Origin of the sequence: Niallia sp. FSL W8-0954 (assembly GCF_038005605.1) — a bacterium.
GTDB lineage: Bacteria > Bacillota > Bacilli > Bacillales > Cytobacillaceae > Niallia > Niallia circulans_A.
Map to the genome: position 1 here is coordinate 4,905,528 of NZ_JBBOTN010000001.1, position 18,124 is coordinate 4,923,651.

The 18,124-nt window shown below is 36.6% G+C and carries 13 protein-coding genes; 5 read left to right on the top strand and 8 right to left on the bottom strand.

Annotated features, from left to right (window positions below):
• Window position 1: 1 nt before the first annotated feature.
• The 7 genes from NX902_RS23890 to NX902_RS23920 form a co-directional block, all read right to left on the bottom strand.
• Window positions 2-3,316: a GH36-type glycosyl hydrolase domain-containing protein gene (locus NX902_RS23890; RefSeq protein ID WP_341161047.1), complete on the bottom strand. Its 3,315-nt coding sequence runs from the start codon at window positions 3,314-3,316 to the stop codon at window positions 2-4.
• Window positions 3,317-3,326: 10 nt separating this feature from the next.
• Entirely contained in the window at window positions 3,327-5,486 is a 2,160-nt protein-coding gene (gene bglX / locus NX902_RS23895) for a beta-glucosidase BglX (RefSeq protein WP_095329389.1), read from the bottom strand.
• Between the two features lie 11 nt (window positions 5,487-5,497).
• Window positions 5,498-6,328: a carbohydrate ABC transporter permease gene (locus NX902_RS23900; RefSeq protein WP_095329388.1), complete on the bottom strand. Its 831-nt coding sequence runs from the start codon at window positions 6,326-6,328 to the stop codon at window positions 5,498-5,500.
• Between the two features lie 12 nt (window positions 6,329-6,340).
• Window positions 6,341-7,171 (bottom strand): carbohydrate ABC transporter permease, encoded by an 831-nt coding sequence (locus NX902_RS23905; protein ID WP_445668899.1) that lies wholly within the window; start codon window positions 7,169-7,171, stop codon window positions 6,341-6,343.
• A gap of 216 nt (window positions 7,172-7,387) precedes the next feature.
• Window positions 7,388-8,635 (bottom strand): sugar ABC transporter substrate-binding protein, encoded by a 1,248-nt coding sequence (locus tag NX902_RS23910; RefSeq protein ID WP_095329387.1) that lies wholly within the window; start codon window positions 8,633-8,635, stop codon window positions 7,388-7,390.
• Window positions 8,636-8,875: 240 nt separating this feature from the next.
• Window positions 8,876-9,910, bottom strand: a complete 1,035-nt coding sequence (locus NX902_RS23915) for a polysaccharide pyruvyl transferase family protein (RefSeq protein ID WP_095329386.1) — start codon at window positions 9,908-9,910, stop codon at window positions 8,876-8,878.
• Window positions 9,911-10,006: 96 nt separating this feature from the next.
• Complete coding sequence (locus NX902_RS23920; RefSeq protein WP_341123440.1) at window positions 10,007-10,474, bottom strand: hypothetical protein; 468 nt, start codon at window positions 10,472-10,474, stop codon at window positions 10,007-10,009.
• Between the two features lie 439 nt (window positions 10,475-10,913).
• Between NX902_RS23920 and NX902_RS23925 the strand changes: the two genes are divergently transcribed.
• From NX902_RS23925 to NX902_RS23945, 5 genes are all read left to right on the top strand, one after another.
• On the top strand, window positions 10,914-11,741 hold the full coding sequence (locus NX902_RS23925) for an ADP-ribosylglycohydrolase family protein (protein WP_341123441.1): 828 nt from the start codon (window positions 10,914-10,916) through the stop codon (window positions 11,739-11,741).
• A gap of 936 nt (window positions 11,742-12,677) precedes the next feature.
• Entirely contained in the window at window positions 12,678-13,703 is a 1,026-nt protein-coding gene (locus tag NX902_RS23930; protein WP_123258572.1) for an ArsR/SmtB family transcription factor, read from the top strand.
• Complete coding sequence (locus NX902_RS23935) at window positions 13,704-14,513, top strand: ABC transporter permease (RefSeq protein WP_095329379.1); 810 nt, start codon at window positions 13,704-13,706, stop codon at window positions 14,511-14,513.
• A 12-nt stretch (window positions 14,514-14,525) separates the two neighbouring features.
• Window positions 14,526-15,503: an ABC transporter ATP-binding protein gene (locus NX902_RS23940; RefSeq protein WP_341123443.1), complete on the top strand. Its 978-nt coding sequence runs from the start codon at window positions 14,526-14,528 to the stop codon at window positions 15,501-15,503.
• Window positions 15,500-16,312 carry an ABC transporter permease gene (locus tag NX902_RS23945; RefSeq protein WP_341123444.1) on the top strand — a complete coding sequence of 271 codons (813 nt, stop codon included), beginning with the start codon at window positions 15,500-15,502 and terminating at the stop codon, window positions 16,310-16,312. Before NX902_RS23940 ends, NX902_RS23945 begins: the two co-directional genes overlap by 4 nt.
• 58 nt (window positions 16,313-16,370) lie before the next feature.
• On the opposite strand, the gene NX902_RS23950 is transcribed toward NX902_RS23945, so the two are convergent.
• Window positions 16,371-17,786: a phospholipase D-like domain-containing protein gene (locus NX902_RS23950; protein WP_341161048.1), complete on the bottom strand. Its 1,416-nt coding sequence runs from the start codon at window positions 17,784-17,786 to the stop codon at window positions 16,371-16,373.
• Between the last annotated feature and the right edge of the window lie 338 nt (window positions 17,787-18,124).

Consider the following 18,124-nt stretch of genomic DNA (forward strand, 5'->3'; position numbering starts at 1 on the left):
ATTAGCAGTACACTTCTAATATATTTTCTTGTTGTAATACTTTCTTCATTGCTTCCTTATTTAAGCATATTCCACCCTGCCGATAAAGATTATCTTCAAGTCTGTTCTCTAGAACATTTCCATTAAAGATCGCCTTCTTATCTTTAGACCCAAGTGTATACTTAATCTCTACAGGCTTATCTAATAATTGAAATGTTACAGTTAAGCCATTTAAGCTTTGTGGCAGAACTGGATCAATAATAACCTCTGCAGCTGTTTGGCGAATCCCTAATACGTTGCTTATTAACTGATTAATATAAATTCCTGGCCCGCTAGAGTATATACGCCAGCCGCCTTTTACAGGAACACCGCCATTTTTAAGTTTACCAAAATTCTCTTGTGCTTCATACCTCGTTTTGAAATCGCCATCAGAACTGCTGAAATAAACATTACTCTGACGAATAGCTGCATTTTCCACACGATCTTTGAGACCAATTGGATTAATCGTATTTAACCCTTTCCACGTTTCTTCCGCTTTCCCTAACTTCGCCATTGCTTCCGTAAAACGAATATGAGCGTGTACATATTGCAAACCAATTTCTCTTCCAAAGTTAGCCGCCTGTTCCGCACGTTTAAAGTTAGTGCTTACGCCGCCTTTATAAGATGCAGGCCGATTCATTAATCGCACTCCATCCGGAAAATATAAATTTTCTTTTATAATTTGATAATGATGCTCGGCTATCTCCGGTGTGATTAATTCTGCAATCATACTTCTCGTCATGGGTAATAATCGGTATTGAATATTTGTTTTTTCATCATCTGGATGTATCATTAATTCCACATGATCCGAATCCTCCATATAGACAAATCCTGGAATAGTATCTGTACTTAATATAAAGCGGTTAAAGTCCGCTTTGATATTTTTAGCCAAATCAAAAAGGTATGCTGCATACAGATTATCATAGCTCTCTAACGCTCTCGCTAAGTTACGAATTGTCTGGTAGGTAAGTGCTACAGTCCAGCTGCTAGCCATATTCTTCTTTAACCTGCTATCATATGGCTGTAATGTATCGTCCCAATCTCCATCTCCATAACAAGACAAAAACGTATTCGGCAGAAAATTTGTCTCTATATAGTGGATTTGCTTCTTAACATGCTCCATTAACGGATAAAACTCTTCCGTTTTTGCAAATGTATCTCGATTTGTAAATGGAATAGACTCCGCTAATATGCTCGTATCTCCTGTAAATGTTAAATAATCTCCAACTACCTTTAACGGCCATACAATAACATCACCATGACTTTCATCTGCCTTAATCTTTTCAAATCGATCAAACATAAACCACTGCGGCCAATTCCCATCATTTTCGAATTGGTTTGCATATACTTTTTTCAATATCTCACGAACAATTTCAGGGCGATTAACGGCAAAGAAATATTCCACTGGTCCCTGCGAAACGTCCCTTGTTCCCCATGCAGCACCGCCATATTGCTCTAACCCGTGTGGAGACAGATAATGGACTAGCATATTATGAGAATACCATCTACTAAGCAGATTCATTCTCTCTACTTCTTCTTGAATGAGTGGATTCTCATGCTTCATCTGAAAACCATTTAATAATCCATCCAGATAGCGTTCATAGCTTTCCGTCTCTATACCTTCGCTCTTTTGATGATGCTGATAATTTCCTCTATGCAAATTCCCCTGAATAGTAAGGTTTACGGTATGTTTTTGCAGCAATTCTAACATAACTAGCGGGAAGTCAGATCCTTCCTTAAGGGAAACAAAAACCGTTTCATCCTTCAACGTAAAGGGTTGTTCAACATGGATATGATAAGTTAGCTCTGGATAGCCTTGATCGACAGTTGAACTTGGTGTGCCATTAAATGTGATGACTTGATTTGATTGTTCCCATTTAAATGGTACCGAATCCTCTCCATCATTCATTAAAATATGATTACTAATGACAAAATCATATTTTTTCCCTCTTTTACTTTCGATGCTCAGCTTAATCTCATGGTCTTCAACAGAGGTATAATTTGTCACTATAATCAAGTCATCCGCAAGCTTGTAATACCATTTAGCAACATTAAAGCCCATTTCAAATGCAGATGGCATAGCTAATAACTGCCACTGATTATTTATTTTCATATAAATCCGCTGACCAGATTTCTTCATTATATTAAGTGAATTTCTATTATTGCTCATCATTTTGTTCATGGAAGTGTTCCCTAAAACAATTTGGGAATTAAAAATCCCATACATATAGACCGTTGTAGCCATTACCGGTTTATCTACTACTAAGTCAGTTCCGCTTAAAAGGATATGACCATGCGGCCTTTCCATTTGAACTTCCTTTTCCTTTAATACAACATGATGTTGATTATCTGTGAAAAAGGACAAAAGCTTTTGATCTACTATCTCTTTTTCTAGTTGAATCCCAAATAACTCATCTATTTCCTCAGGAGTCAGGCTTTCTGTTTTGATAACTTGATTAACAATACGCGTCATTTTATTTACTGGTTTTGTAACCTGTTCCAATTTGTTTGCTTCTACCCAAATTTCTTCTATTTGTTGAGTAGTGAAAAAGGGTTTCTCTACAGCTGTTGGATGATTTTCCAAAATAGAACCATAAAAAACAACCGATTGCTTCTCTTGTACATTTCGTTTATCTGTTTGTAGGGCCGCATAAGCCATTTCATACTGATAAACCTCTGTTGACAGGCTTTCCCTCTGTAATGCCTCAGGAATATTTGTTTCTTTATAAGACATTCCAAAGAATTGATATCCATCTGTACTAAATCCAATTGTTTTTTGCAAACATCCTTGTTGTAAATACGGGAATTTACCGTCTTGCGGCTGATTTTGCCTAGAGCAGATTGTATATCCATGCTGTGTATCGATGTAATGATCGATATATTGAGATACATAAGCCTCATTCGATTGAACGGCTCCTTTTGCCGCGATGCCAATATCCTGTCCATATAATAAATCTACTGTTTGATTCCCTTGTAAAGAAACTTCCCAGAACCATACGTCATGCGAGGTTACTATAAATTTAACTTCATAGGATACTCCTTCAAAGGTGCCACTCCAAATTAATGCACGCTCACCTACTGCCAGCTTACTATCCGATTGAATACCAAGTAATGGTGTCGAAAGAATTGTCCCCTTTTTAAACACACGCAAATAGATTTGGTTTGCACTGCCATCTAATAAATTCCCTATGAGTTGGTTAACCATTATATCTTTATGACGAATCTCATATATATCCCCGCTAGGAAGAAATGAAAATGTCGTATTATTCCCATTCAATGTAACTGTTTGCGTATTCATATCTTCATACCTATCCTCTTATCTTTTTTAATTCAAAACTTTTTGATTGAAGTTCTATGCTATTTGGACCAACCATTACTTCAAAATCGCCGTCATCACTTAAAAATTGCATATTTCTATGAGTATATCGAAGCTGCTCTTCGGAAATTTTAAAGGTAACCACTTGCTTTTCTCCATTTTTTAACTGAACTTGCTTAAAGTCCTTTAATTCCTTAACAGGACGCACAACCTCTCCAACTAGATCACGTATATAAAGCTGGACCGTTTCTGTGACAGGATAATCTCCTCTATTTTCCACTTCCACCGTAATTGTCACTGCTTCATTCTCCGATATGGTCTCTTTATCTAATTGCAAATTACTGTAGACAACCTCGCTGTAGCTTAACCCATAGCCAAACGGATAACGTGCATAATTCGAAACATCTAAGTATTTAGAAACATATTTTTCGTCCGGATTCTCTTCATAAGGACGACCTGTATTATCTCCATTGTAGTAGACTGGCACTTGCCCCACATTTTCAGGAAAACTCATGCTTAAACGCCCGCTTGGGTTTACATCTCCATATAAAATGTCACTTAGCGCATTTCCACCTTCTGTCCCAGGGAACCACGCTTCTACAATGGCATCCGCTCCATCTAGCTCACTAATATCTAATGGTCGGCCATTATACAACGTAACGATTATCGGTTTACCTGTATCCTTTAATTGCTTAAAAAGCTTTATCTGTTCTTTTGGCAAGCAAATATCACTTCGGCTGGCCGCCTCTCCACTCATCCATTCTTGTTCCCCTAAAGCTAATATAACGACTTCTGCATGACTCGCTGCTTTTAGTGCGCTTGAAATCATGTCTTCTGATAGTTTAAAGTAATCACAAGGTACTTCTGCTGAGAGAATATTAGCAGATTTCTCCTGCATCCCTTCGAGTAACGACACAGCTTCATCCATTTTCCCTTGCCATGACCAAGCTCCTAAAATATCCTGTGAATCTGCTCCCGGTCCGACAACTGCTACTTTTTGATCGGCAGATAACGGCAAGACACCATTGTTTTCTAGCAATACAATTGATTCTGCTGCTATTTCTCTGGATGCATTTCGATGAGATTGTGACAGTATTACTTCTTTTTCCCGATCTGCATCTGCTCCACGATGAGGATTTTCAAATAACCCTAAATCATTTTTCAATTCTAAAATTCTTAGCACGGCTTCGTTTAAAAGTTTTTCGTCTACTACTTCTTCCTCTACTAACTCCTTTAAATAGTGAGCATAACAAGTGGTCATCATCTCAATATCTACTCCTGCCTTTATGGCAAGCTCCGCAGCTTTTTTTTCATTTCCAGCTACGCCATGAGCAATCAATTCCTTCACTGCTCCCCAATCAGATATTACTACTCCATCAAAACCAAACTGGTCCCTTAATATTTTTCTAAAAAGCCACTCATTCCCAGTTGCAGGAATCCCGTCAACTGTATTAAAGGAGGTCATTACTAATTTAGCACCTGCATCAATCGCAGCTTTGTAACTCGGCAAATAACTTTCCCTTAGTTGCCGTTCAGACATATCGACCGTATTATAGTCTCTTCCTCCTAACGGAGCACCATATGCAGCAAAATGCTTTACACAGGCCGCCAGTCGTTCTGTATCGCTTTTCAAGTCTTCTCCTTGATAGCCACGCACTAACGCTTTAGCAAATTCACCATTTAAATGAGCATCTTCTCCTGTTGATTCCATCACTCTCCCCCATCTAGGGTCGCGCACTAAGTCAACCATCGGTGAAAAGGTTACATGTAAACCAGATACACTAGCTTCTAATGCAGAAATTCGCGCCATTTTTTCAGCAGCTTCTAAACTCCAGGAACTCCCTAAACCTAAAGGAATGGGGAAAATCGTTCGAAATCCATGGATAATGTCAGCCATCATTAAGGTTGGAATTCCTAAACGATGCTTTTTCATATATTCCTTTTGGATACGAATAGCTTCTTCAGCTCCCGATAAACCTAATGTAGAGCCAGCTTGTTTGATATTTTCTTCTGTTAACCCTAAATCAGTTAAAGGTCCTGTCATTTCTTCACTTTTTTTTGTATAAAAATCGGCGGAAAGCTGTAGAAGCTGATCTACTTTTTCCTCTACTGTCATTTCATCCACTAATTTAACTAAATCTTCATGTCTCATTTACATGCTCCTTACTTCAATCCTGATACATTGAATCCTTGCAGGATGTATTTTTGGAATATCATGAATACAATAATGATTGGAATAATCATAAAGGTAGAACCAGCCATCTGCAGAGCATAATTGCTTGCATATTGTCCTTTTAAAAGCTGTAGACCAACAGATAATGTATAATACTTTTCATCATTTGCCATAATTAGCGGCCATAAGAAGGAATTCCACGCACCGATAAAGGTCAATATTCCTTGCACAGCTATAACCGGGCGTGAAACAGGCATAATTATTTTCCAAAATATTTTCCATTCACTCGCACCATCTAATCGAGCCGCTTCTAATAATTCGTTCGATATAGTAGACATGAACTGACGGAATAGGAAAATGGCGAAAGCCCCCACTAGACCCGGAAGAACAATCCCTGCCATTGTATTTGTTAAGCCCATGGCGTTTAAAATCAAATAAACTGGAATCATCGTGACTTGCCCAGGTATCATCATTGTCGCAAGCACTAAATAAAAGAGTATATTTTTCCCCTTGAAGTTATATTTTGCAAATCCATATCCTGCCATCGCGTTCAAAATTAGTCCGCCAAATGAGCATAGGACGATAATTAATGTATTTTTTAAATACACTGCAAAGTTAAACGCTAAAAACAATTCTTTAAAATTAGAAAAGGTGATCTCCTGCGGCCAAATAGTTGGAGGAAACTGCATAATTTCCGCATCCGTTTTCAGGGAAGAAAGCAGCATCCAAATAAATGGTAAGACCATAAAGAATCCGCCAACAGTAAGAATAATTCCAACAATCCATTTTGAAGTTCTCATTTGCTTTTGAGATGTATGCATAGCTATTTCCTCCTATAATGATTCTTCATCACTCTTACGCTGAATGCGGAATTGAATCAAGGTAACGATAATAATCGCAATAAATAAAATAAATGACCCTGCCGCTGCATAACCAAACTTACTAAATTGGAACCCGTTCCGGTAAATAAATAACGCAACGGAAGTAGTACTATCTAAAGGCCCGCCATTGGTCATAATAAACGGTTCTTCGAAAAACTGGAGCCAGCCAATCATCGTCGTAATCGTTACAAAGAAAGTTGCAAACTTAAGCATGGGTATCGTAATTTGAAATAATTGTTGACGTCGATTAGCGCCATCTAATGAGGCAGCCTCATAATATTCTTTCGGTATACCTTGAAGCGCCGCTAAAAAAATAATCATATTCGTACCAATCGCTCGCCATAAAGCAAGAATAATTAATGACACTTTCGCCATTGTCGGATCTTGCAGCCACGGTACTGGAGAAACATTGATAAGAGACAGTAAATAGTTTAAAAATCCAAAACTCGGATTATAAAGATAACTCCACACAACTGCTACGGCAACCACATTTGTGATCGATGGCGTGTAAAAAATCAACCGAAAAAATTGAAAGATTTTATTTTCCCCGAAGTTAATCATAACCGCGATAACTAAGGAACAAGCGATAACTAAAGGCACACCAATCACTACATAAAACAAGGTATTTCCAATTGATTTGAGGAAAACAGGATCTGTTAAAATTTCTTTGTAATTACTTAATCCCACAAAATTGATCTGTGACCAATCAGCTAGTCCAACTAAGCTGATATCTGTAAAACTAATAAAAAAAGCTACAACAATGGGAATTAAGGAAAACAACATTAGTAAGAGCAATGCAGGAGAAATGAATAAATATGGGGCTCTTTTACTAGTAAAGTTTCTCAATTTTAAAGCACTTCCTTTACTTTAAATAGAAAGGAGCATCTCTTTAGAGAAAGATTTCTTTTAACACATTCAGATTAGGAAACAGATTTTTCTAATCGAACCCGTTTATTCAGATAACTTCCGCTAATGTTTGAGATACTCCTTTCTGCTCATTTATTTACTTAAAACCTTTTCTGTTTCTGCATTAAAAGCATCCATCTCTGCCTGTACATCTGCTCCACCCAAATAAATTTTCTCAAAATGCTTCAAGTAGTTTTGAGCGATTTCTTCAAATTCAGGAATTAATGGCATTGGATGAGAGTTTTCCATTTGCTCTCCAAATACTTCATATAATGGATCACCGGCTAGCTTTTCATCCTTCCACGCTTCTTTTACTGTTGGCATGGCATTCGTTAATTCTAACCACTTTAATTGGTTTTCCTTGCTCACCATAAAATCAATAAATTGTGCCGCTTGATCTTTTTTCTTTGAATGTTCAAATATCGTTAAATTCGATCCACCAAGACTTGAATCATTATTATCTTTTCCAGCAGGAAGAACGGCGGTTGCCCATTTGCCTTCGATATCTGGCACTGTATCATTAACTGTTTTCACCATCCACGGACCACTAATAAACATTGGTACAATAGCATCTCCTGAGAACGTTTGCGAAACATCCATTCCTAAGTCTTGTTTAGGAGCATACCCTTTTTGAATCATATCATTTAAAAACGTCACTGCTTCTACAAACGGCGCTTGGTTAAATTGCGCTTCTTCCTTGTCTGACAGCAATTCAGAACCGTTTTGTCGAGCAAACATGAAACCAAGTGTTTGTTCCTTCGAATCGACATTTAAGCCATACATATTATCTCCTCGTTCTGATAGCTTCTTCGCTGCGTCTTCAAGCTCTTCCCATGTTTTAGGTGCCTCTTTATATCCAACGGATTCTAAAATATCGGTCCGATAGAACAAAACTCTCGTTTCCGCTGCCCACGGTATCCCGTAATACTTATCATCAAACTTGGTTGTTTCTACTGAACCTTCGAAAAAGTTTTCTGGCTTTAAATGATCATTTTTATCAATAAATGGCCCCATATCTGCCAATGCACCAGCAGCTTGAAACTCCGGCATCCAAGTAGTACCCATTTGAAGAACATCAGGACCTTCCTTCGAAGCTACGGCTGTCAGTAATTTATCATGAGCACTAGCCCAGGGGATTGCTTGGATTTTCACTTCAATGCCTGTTTCTTTCGTAAATTCCTCTGCCATTTTAGGGAGCTGCTTCACTTCATCGCCCATTCCCCAAACGGTTAGTACTTCTGAGTCACTAGCATCATTTTTACTATCAGAACATCCCGCCATTAATCCTACTGCAAGTAATGCTGTGGTTCCTAGCAATGCAAATTTCTTTTTGAAATTCATTCTTGTTTCCTCCATTTTTAGATGAATTTTATAGAAACGTTTCGATATAAGTTAGTATATATCACCGAATATCAACTTGCAAGCGTTTTCTAACTATTTCATTTAGTATTATCAGTAGAAACGTTTCACAAAACAATGAAAAAACCCAACAAAGTTTTAAAGAGTTACGTAATATCTATGGTTTTCCTAGATATACTTTCCTCTCTTATCTTTGTTGGGTTAGCACAAATTCAAAGAAATTTATCCTTTAAAAAAATCTTTTAGTACTTGGAAATCTTCTTTTACATCAATCTTATTCGGCTCTGCCTTTTGCAATCTTTCCACGATAGCTGGTATGTCATTTAACTCTTTGTTATCTGTATATTCAATAAAGGATAACTCATGTAGCCAATCATTATAAGAATGCTTTGCTTTTCCATAGCTATTTCCGAACACTAGACAAGGTGTTTTAGTGATAATGGAAAAGATCATAGCATGCAAACGATCTGTAATAATTAATTTTTTGGAGCCAATTTTATCAAGCGTTTTTAAGAAGTACTTTTCACGGTCCGCATAATCAATCACATCAACCTCTGATAAAACCGTATCTGTCCGCTCTACAGACTCCGTTTTTCCAAATAAGTCCATTAAGTCAGAAACAAAGCTTTCTTCTGTCACCTTCTCCTTATCTGCTCTTAGAACAAATAGAACACCATCACGTTCCAGCTCCCTTGGCTCAATAGACAGAGATAATACCATATCTGGAGTGTAAATTACATTTGCCTGGAATGTTTCTTTTAAAATATCTAAAGTTTGATTCTCTCTTGCTACTAAAGTTAGATTAGGATTTTGATTGTATGCTTCTTGGCTTTTCCGCTTCTCTTCTCTACCTTGCTCTGTATCCTCAAAAAAAGCAGATTGTGGAAAAACAATTGTTTTGTAGTCTTTAAAGGATGAAACTACTTTTCTACGATCTTCCTCAATATCTACATATAAACTTCCTAAATTTCCTCCGCCTGTAAAACAAACAATATCATCTTCGTTAATAATCTTCTTAACTAGCTCTATTCCTTCTTCTGTTGCATAGTCCATAATTTCAATATATTCATAGTAAGGAAAACAATTTTTAATAAACTTTTCCTCTGCATAGGCGATGGCTTGATCTCCAATATTCGTATAACTTGGCGATCCAAATAGGAATACTTTTCTCTTGTTATTAAACAATGCTTCCTTATCTACATTAGGAGCAATCCCTTTTACCATATTCAATTCTTCTTTTCTTGCTTGATTTAACATGACTGTATTCCTCCTTCTTACTTCGATAGAACTTGTGGTTAATTGTCATGTACCCAAAACAAGCTATAAGTATTCCGAAAACGGTAACTTTCTCCCTTACTTTCTTTGCTTCCATATCAAAAGAATTGATTTGCCATCGTTCGGAGAATCTTCTCCATAATCAAAAGGAAGCACGGCAAAAAAAATAAAATAAAAGGAAAAATAAACAAATTGATAGAGAAATGAGCTTTTTGGTAGAACTTCCTGAATGATTAAAGAATTAACGACTAGAATCGACAATAAGTTAAATAATATGCCTCCCCCATGAATCAATGTCTGCTGCCATCTTTTTTTCTTCTCTATCCCTTTATAATGACAGGCCGCATCTACAAAATAAAGGACATGAATATGCATACACCCTATAGAAAACAGTCTTTTTCCCCTGCCAATCGTTAAATCGCCCTTCAACCCAAATATCCATACAAAGAGTTGATGCCCAGCAGCATGAATTAAATTAACAATAGGCAAAACGACGAAAAAGGCCCATGCAAATTTGTCGAGATCACTTAGAGTAAACATCTTCATCCTCCTTCTCTCACCTTTTAAGATGGGCAGTTTCAGTTACTAGTTTTCTTTTAGAATTTGGATATATGTAAGATACCTCTTTCGCATTGGAACCAATCCCTTATTCGAGATTTGATAGATATTGGTAATATTTATATACAATTATTTTGGTAGATAGTTGATTTCGAAGGGAGAGTCTCTGGATAATTACCCCTTTCTCGAACAGCTGCTCGAATGACTGCGATGGGGTGTAGTCATTGTACTGCTGGAACCTGCTCTGATTGTTTGAATGATCTGTATGCTATGCAAATATAGAAACCTATATCATTTTGTGGTATCCAGTTATCTATAAACGGGATGGTATACATAAAAAAGAAATATATATAACGGAGAGGAAATTAAAAAGCCTAAACACTTAAAATGATACAATAAAGACAACGACAAGGAGGAGTTGATTTATATGCTATTAAAAAGTGCTGTTTATGGATTTATTATTGGTGATGCACTAGGTGTCCCCCATGAATTTAAAATAAGGGGAACATACGCATGTGAGACTATGACAAATGGTGGAGTATGGAATCAACCTGTTGGCACATGGTCAGACGATACATCCATGTTGCTCGCTACATTAGATTCCATTAATCATGAAAATGGTATAAACATCAAAGATATGAGAAATCGTTTTCTCGATTGGATGCATCATGCGAAGTATACAGCAAGAAATGAAACTTTTGATATAGGATTAACTACACAGCAAGCACTAATGGACGGTATTGGTAAAAGTAATGTTAGATCAAACGGTAATGGTTCGCTTATGCGTATTCTGCCTCTTGCATTTATTGATTGTGATGATAAAAAGGTCAAAGAAGTATCATCCATAACACACGCACATGACATATCCAAGAAAGCTTGTCTTATTTATGTGGACATTGTAAGAAGGTTAATAAAAAATGAAAACCTAAAAGATATTCTAAATAATCAGACACACGAGGAACCATTCACACGCTTAAATTCATTGCATGAACTTGCAGAATCCGAAATCAAATCGACAGGTTATGTTGTCGATACCCTTGAAGCAGCTCTGTGGTGTGTCTTACAATCTCATTCGTACAAAGAAACTGTGCTAAAAGCAATCAATCTCGGAGGCGATACAGACACTATCGCAGCAATTGCTGGTGGACTAGCGGGTATTATTTATGGTTATGACGCTATACCGAAAGAATGGATTGACACATTACATAACAAAGAACTTATCACAGCCATACTGTTAAAGCAAAAACTAGAATAACCTTTGCTTTACAGTCCCTTATAAAAAGATAAATACCTTCTTTTTTGGCAGCAAAGAAGTCACACAAAAATGTCTCTGATTTGAGATATGTCCCTTTGTTCCTGATTTCAGACGGAAACCTTTTTTATATGTGATACGTATCTATGCCTGTACACTATATTTATTTATATATACTCTTTCTATATAAAAAGAAGGAACAAAGGAACAACGATACGGGAACGTTGATATAGCAATAATCTTCTGTTCCTAATGACGTGAAAAAGCAGGTACAAAGCAGGGACATTTTACGTCAAAAAGGAACAAAAAAATCGGGTGAAATGGTCATTATCTGAGGTAGATTTTCACACTTCTCGATCTTGTATAATTCTAAAAAAAATATAATGAAGAATTATTTTTGTGACTATTTTTTGGAGGTTGGACAACAACACAAATGAATACCATATGTTTCTTCAATCGATTCTTCTAATGCCTGCAGCTGTTTCGAATATTCAATACAGATATTCTGATACGAATCTTTTTCTTTATTTGTTTTACACGTTTCTATACAATTGGACATTCTTTTCTAAGTTTATAAAGCAATTTTCCAGAGAGGGAGAGTCTGTTTAGGCGTACCTTCTCCTTAAAGTACTCCCACAGCAAGAAACATGTGGGGGGCCATATGAATATGATCAAATGGTTGCTAAATATAAAAAGGGAAACCATTCCTGCCATTAAAGACAGAATGGAGGGATTCGAAAATACGTACAGTATATAAAACATAAAGCACATAGCCCTAATCTGCTATGTGCTTTTCATCCCTTCCTAAATGCCACCTTTCAAAATAAAAAAAAATTCCCCATTGACAAATCCTACCTCTCTCTATAAAATACTGAATAATTTTGCAAAATTATCAATTTGATTCGCTAAATAGCGAATCAAAATAAAAGGAAGAGATCCATGGACAAAGTAAACATTTGGATTAAAAAACATGTACGTGTCATTTACTCCCCCTTTCGTGAATTGTTAACAAGTTTACATGTTTTACACAATCCAGCTCATCACCTGACGAGGCTAGAGTGGGCAGAGAAAACAAAAGAAGCAATATCGAAACCGCATTGGAAAATGATTCAATTCTTTGGGGAAATTAGTAATGAATGGCTTAATTTTCTCGATTTGGATGATTATCTTTTATTGGAAGAGAAGCATGTTGAGGAAGCCATTGAACGATTACGTTTATTGCCAGAGCAGCAATTTCTTGCCTTCCTGCTAGGTAAAAGCGACTTTACAGATGCAAATACAAACCAACAAAAGGTTTTAAAAAAACCTAATTATTATCGGAATCTCCTTTGCGATTTGCTCTATGATTACCAGCAAAATTATTTTGCGCGCGAATTATATCGAATGGAGCCGTGGTTAATTAAATCTGTTCATGAATTAAAAAAAGCAATAGCAGCAAATCCATATGAAGCGATCAACGCTATTCATCCACGCTTCAGACTTGATCCAAAATCGATACGATTTTATAAAGCAAACACCTGGATTTTTGCTTATGAAGAGATAGAAACATTGACGATATACCCATCCAGCTTTATCGCGCCACATCTCTTAGTTGGCTTAGAAGTTCCTGCCATCATTGTTTATTTGCATGTCTCCTTTCCTAATCAGCTGGGAACTAGTCAAGATATAGTCCCAATAGACTTGCTTTCTACTCTCGCTGCATTAGGGGACAAAACGAGATTACAATTATTAAGACAAATGTCTCGGCATCCCATTTGTACACTGCAATTATCGGAATCTACCGGGCTTGCAAAGGCCACAATTTCTAAGCATCTAAAAATCTTAGAAAAGGCGTGCTTAATAAAAGGGGAAAGACATGGACACTTTGTGTTTTATGAGACAGATTTACAAAAATTAGACCAACTGAAGGTCGACTTAAATCAGTTTTTTGATCAGCCTTCCCTTGGTCAAAAGGAGGATACATAAATGTGGTTGAGCATTTCTGCTACTTTTTGGCGAAATTATCTCGTGATGAAAAGAGCTTTTCCTTGGTCTTTTTTTCTAGGACATATATTAAGCGCTATTTATATTATCATCTTTGCCTACCTTACCTATTTTTTTGTTTTTAAAGGAGAATTATCATCCAGTTTCTCTGCCTATGCGGGGACAGATGACTATCTTTCCTACTGCATTTTAGGTGGATTACTTTACTCTTTTTCAGTGTCTCTTTTAATGATTACAAGTCGAACACTTATCACAGAATTGCGAGAAGGGACCCTAGAATCCCTTCTTCTAACACCATCGACAAGAAAGGGATATTTTCTCGGCTATGTAGCGCAAGGGTTGATTAGAATTATGTTGGAATTCCTTGTGATTATTGCCGCTGGCTCTCTATTTGGCTTGCATTTACAAGGAATAAACTGGCTTCATGTCTTAATTGTTCTTGTCGTTTTGATTCTTTCCACCTTTTCGATGGCATTAGTATTAGGATCGTTTATGCTCTACTTTCGAGATACATATATCACGCAGAACACCTTATTTGTCCTTATGGGACTTGTTTGCAGCATCACTTTTCCAAGTGACTTTTTACCAGCGGCAGTAAGGTGGATCAGCCAAGTCATGCCACTTACCTATGGAATTGATGCTTTACGAATGGTCTGGATAGAGGGAACCCCACTTAATGAGCTTTTGGCTCCATTACTAAAAATGGCAACGCTTGGTTTGATTTATTTGCCAACAGGCTCATATTTGATGAAAAAAATGGAGAAATACGTATTAGAAAAGCATTTTGGATAAGGAGTGATAAAAATGATCGAAGCAAAAGGAATTAGTAAGTATTACACAGTGAAAAAAAGAAAGAATTTTTTCCGTTCAGAAAAGCAAGTTGTATGTGCTGTTAAAGATTTAAACATCTCTATTAAAGAAGGAGAAATCGTTGGCTTGCTCGGTTTAAATGGGGCTGGAAAAACTACTACCATTAAAATGCTCAGTACCTTACTAAATCCAACAGATGGACAAATAACAATTGATGGTTTTGATGCTGTAAAAGAGGCAATGAAGGTAAAAAAGCATATTAATATGATTGCTGGTGGAGAAAGAATGTTATATTGGCGGCTGACTGGATCCGAAAACCTCCGCTATTTCGGAAAGCTCTATCAACTATCAGGTCTAGAGCTTGAAACACGCATAGCCTATCTTCTCGATCAAGTTGGATTAAATGAGGCAAAGGACATTCCAGTAGAACTATATTCAAAAGGGATGAAGCAAAGACTCCAAATTGCGAGAGGACTTATAAATAATCCTAAATATTTATTTCTTGATGAACCAACGCTTGGCCTGGATGCGCCAGTAGCTAAGCAATTGAGAGGATTAGTGAAAGACTTAGCAAAACAAGAAAACAAAGGAATCTTATTAACAAGTCATTACCTCGAAGAAGTGGAGGAGCTTTGTGATCGCATCTATATTATTGAAAAGGGATCAATTATTTTAGATGGCACACCAGAAAAAATTATTTCATCTGTAGTAAAAAGCTATCATTTGAGGATGGAAACAAGTTCCCTATCGGCAAGCGCGCAAAATAAACTCAAACAGGCATTAGTCGATTGCAGCATTCAGTTTAATTGGCTGACAGATAGCACAGTGATTCTTGTCGATGCACCCTATGATCCCACTTCTTTTCTTATTAATATTTGTATGAATGAATCTGTTTCAATTCTAAAACTTGAGCTTAAGCGGCCACGATTAGAAGACGCGATTCTAACCTTAGCAAAGGAGAAATCTGCATGAAGTTGTTTTCTATTTTACAAGCAGAAATGGCTAAAAGTCATAAACATAACTTTCATAACAAGTTAATCTATTTTTCCTTACTCTTATGGCCAGCCTTATTGTTTATTACGTCTTATTATTCCTTTAAGCCCTTTAACCTAACGGAATCTAGTCCGCTATCTGCCTATATGGATGTTGACCAAATCACTATGTTTTTACTAACCGGTTATTTAGGATATATTTTCTTTTGGAGCCTTGTTCAATCCGCTTGGAATATGAGCTATGAGCGCCAGGCTGGTACACTTGAGCTCATCTTTCTTACACCTGCAAATCGTTTAACTATCATGTTTGCACGTGCAGCAGGAAATTTGCTTGAAGCTGTATGGTTATTCACTACCTTCATCCTATTGGTGCTTATTGTTACAGGACAAGCGGCTGAAATTTATTGGGCAAATGTTCCACTCGCCTTATTTCTTCTTTGTATATCTGCGATTGTTTGGGGTGGATTTTTAAATATTGTTTTTCTCTTTTCGCGAGATGCAGGAATTCTTTTTACCATTTTCGAGGAACCAATGCAGTTCTTCTCTGGTGTACGTATTCCAATCCTTGCCTTCCCAATCTGGGGAAAAGCAATTGCCTACCTTTTTCCGCTGACTTATGTACTAGGTATCTTTCGAGATCTTGTGCTGAATGGAAAAGATTTTACGCAAATGATCGGACAATATTTACTTTTAGTTTCCATCATTCTAATGCTTGCCGTGGCCTCCGTCTTTCTTTTAAAAAAGGCAGAAACCCATACTAAGAATACAGGAAATATGGTTCTTTATTAAGGGTAATAATCGTGCCTCTTCGTTTCACGTGAAACAAGAGGCTATTTCCTAGAAAATCCTACACTAAAAAGTCCACCAGCTTTACGACAAGAGATAATGCCCTTATCGTTAGTTTCTTCCAAAAACCCGCTTCTGTTTCCTTTACTTTCTCGTCTGATTTATAAGTCCCATCTTCTAAAACTTGTAGACTTTGATTATTTACCGTTTTATTTAATTCCTCTTGAAGAAAGTGTGCGAATTCTTCACTATCAATTAATACCATTGTTTCGGTATTTAAAAAAGTACTTCTCGCGTCCAGGTTATAGGAGCCAATTAAACTAATTCTCCCATCAAAGATATATGTCTTTCCGTGAAGCGATTCCGTTTTCGGCTGGTATTCATATAACTCATCAGCGAATTGAATAATGTCCTTCCTGCTTGCCCAATACCCAGAAAACGCAACTAAGTTCGGAGTAGAGGCAACGGAGTTTGTTAGGACCTTCCAATGGTCAACCGCTATTTTCTTTTTATCTACATATGCCAGCATTTTCCTCGTTGGCACAATATAAGGACTTTCTAAATAAATAGATTTTGCTTGTTCACTTAGTGATACAATTTCTTTCCAAATAAGAGGATCTTTATTAAAGCGCTGATGGGGATTAAAAAGAAAATGGACCTTTTTCGTTGGATACACATCTTTTTTCCAGTTAATCATTTTATCTATCGACAATGGATAAACATCTTTAGCATGTTTTAATAAGTGGAGGGCTTTCTTCCGTTTTTGCTCCCCTAGCTTTTCCTTCCTTGGTGAAAGTTTCTTTACAGAACTTTTGGTAAAAGGATGTTCCCAAACATATTGATAATAACCATCCATTTGCTTTAGCACACTCGTTTTTGGTTTTTCAGTAAACACAAGCACATCCCGATCATTGGAAGCTCCTTTAGCTCCTTGTGCACTAAAATATTTATCTCCTATATTTCTACCGCCAACTAACGCAAGTTCTTCATCTATGATAAATAACTTATCATGAAATCGATTATTCCAAGTCCAAGGCTTGCCTAAATGTAGGGGTTCATAATACTTTAATTCCATATTCGGGTGCTGATAAATAGCATAGCTATACAAACGCAAATCCTTATTAAATCGGTTGACCATTCCATCCAGCAAAATACGTACTTTTACCCCGCGATCTGCTGCTTCAAATAGAGAAGCAAAAAACAAATCAGAATATGTACCTTTTTGAATGGCATAAGTAGATAAATCAATAGATTTCTTTGCATTCTTTATTAACTGCAATCTCGCTAAACCAGAATCTTCCCTGTCTTGAAGTAATACAACTTTATCAGAAGACACTACTCTCTCTTCGTTCTGTGAAAGGTTCACAGCTGGATTCCAAGAAGAGTTTTCCTTAGGCTTGTAAAAATAAGGCACAATGACGCAGAATACGACAATATATAGGAGATAGCATCCAACTAAAACCAAAATAGTTTTCATGCTTTTATGTATCATATTGTTTCCCACCCATTTTGTTAGATACTAAGTAGTTTCTCCTATCGACGTTTAATTATGAAAAAAGCTATTTCTTTTTTTACTCAGTTTCGATCCTTAATTTTCCGAGAGCAAAAATTACTATTTTTATAGAAGGCTTAACATACTATCTATAGATGAATGAACCCCCTCTTAATTGAGAATAGGCCATAATAAATGAAAATTACTAGATAGATATCAAAAACACCGCAAATACAGTGCTTAGGTTGTCAACTTTTCACAAATTCAAGCAAGGATTCTTATAGATAAAAATTAAAATAAGTATTAATTAGTTTTAGATTATC

Excerpts from the sequence above, each read along its gene's own strand:
- NX902_RS23890 (WP_341161047.1), bottom strand. The coding sequence starts at position 3,316 with ATGAATACGCAAACAGTTACATTGAATGGGAATAATACGACATTTTCA.
- bglX (WP_095329389.1), bottom strand. The coding sequence starts at position 5,486 with ATGAGACATGAAGATTTAGTTAAATTAGTGGATGAAATGACAGTAGAG.
- NX902_RS23900 (WP_095329388.1), bottom strand. The coding sequence starts at position 6,328 with ATGCATACATCTCAAAAGCAAATGAGAACTTCAAAATGGATTGTTGGA.
- NX902_RS23905 (WP_445668899.1), bottom strand. The coding sequence starts at position 7,171 with ATGTTGTTTTCCTTAATTCCCATTGTTGTAGCTTTTTTTATTAGTTTT.
- NX902_RS23910 (WP_095329387.1), bottom strand. The coding sequence starts at position 8,635 with ATGAATTTCAAAAAGAAATTTGCATTGCTAGGAACCACAGCATTACTT.
- NX902_RS23915 (WP_095329386.1), bottom strand. The coding sequence starts at position 9,910 with ATGTTAAATCAAGCAAGAAAAGAAGAATTGAATATGGTAAAAGGGATT.
- NX902_RS23920 (WP_341123440.1), bottom strand. The coding sequence starts at position 10,474 with ATGAAGATGTTTACTCTAAGTGATCTCGACAAATTTGCATGGGCCTTT.
- NX902_RS23925 (WP_341123441.1), top strand. The coding sequence starts at position 10,914 with ATGCTATTAAAAAGTGCTGTTTATGGATTTATTATTGGTGATGCACTA.
- NX902_RS23930 (WP_123258572.1), top strand. The coding sequence starts at position 12,678 with ATGGACAAAGTAAACATTTGGATTAAAAAACATGTACGTGTCATTTAC.
- NX902_RS23935 (WP_095329379.1), top strand. The coding sequence starts at position 13,704 with ATGTGGTTGAGCATTTCTGCTACTTTTTGGCGAAATTATCTCGTGATG.
- NX902_RS23940 (WP_341123443.1), top strand. The coding sequence starts at position 14,526 with ATGATCGAAGCAAAAGGAATTAGTAAGTATTACACAGTGAAAAAAAGA.
- NX902_RS23945 (WP_341123444.1), top strand. The coding sequence starts at position 15,500 with ATGAAGTTGTTTTCTATTTTACAAGCAGAAATGGCTAAAAGTCATAAA.
- NX902_RS23950 (WP_341161048.1), bottom strand. The coding sequence starts at position 17,786 with ATGAAAACTATTTTGGTTTTAGTTGGATGCTATCTCCTATATATTGTC.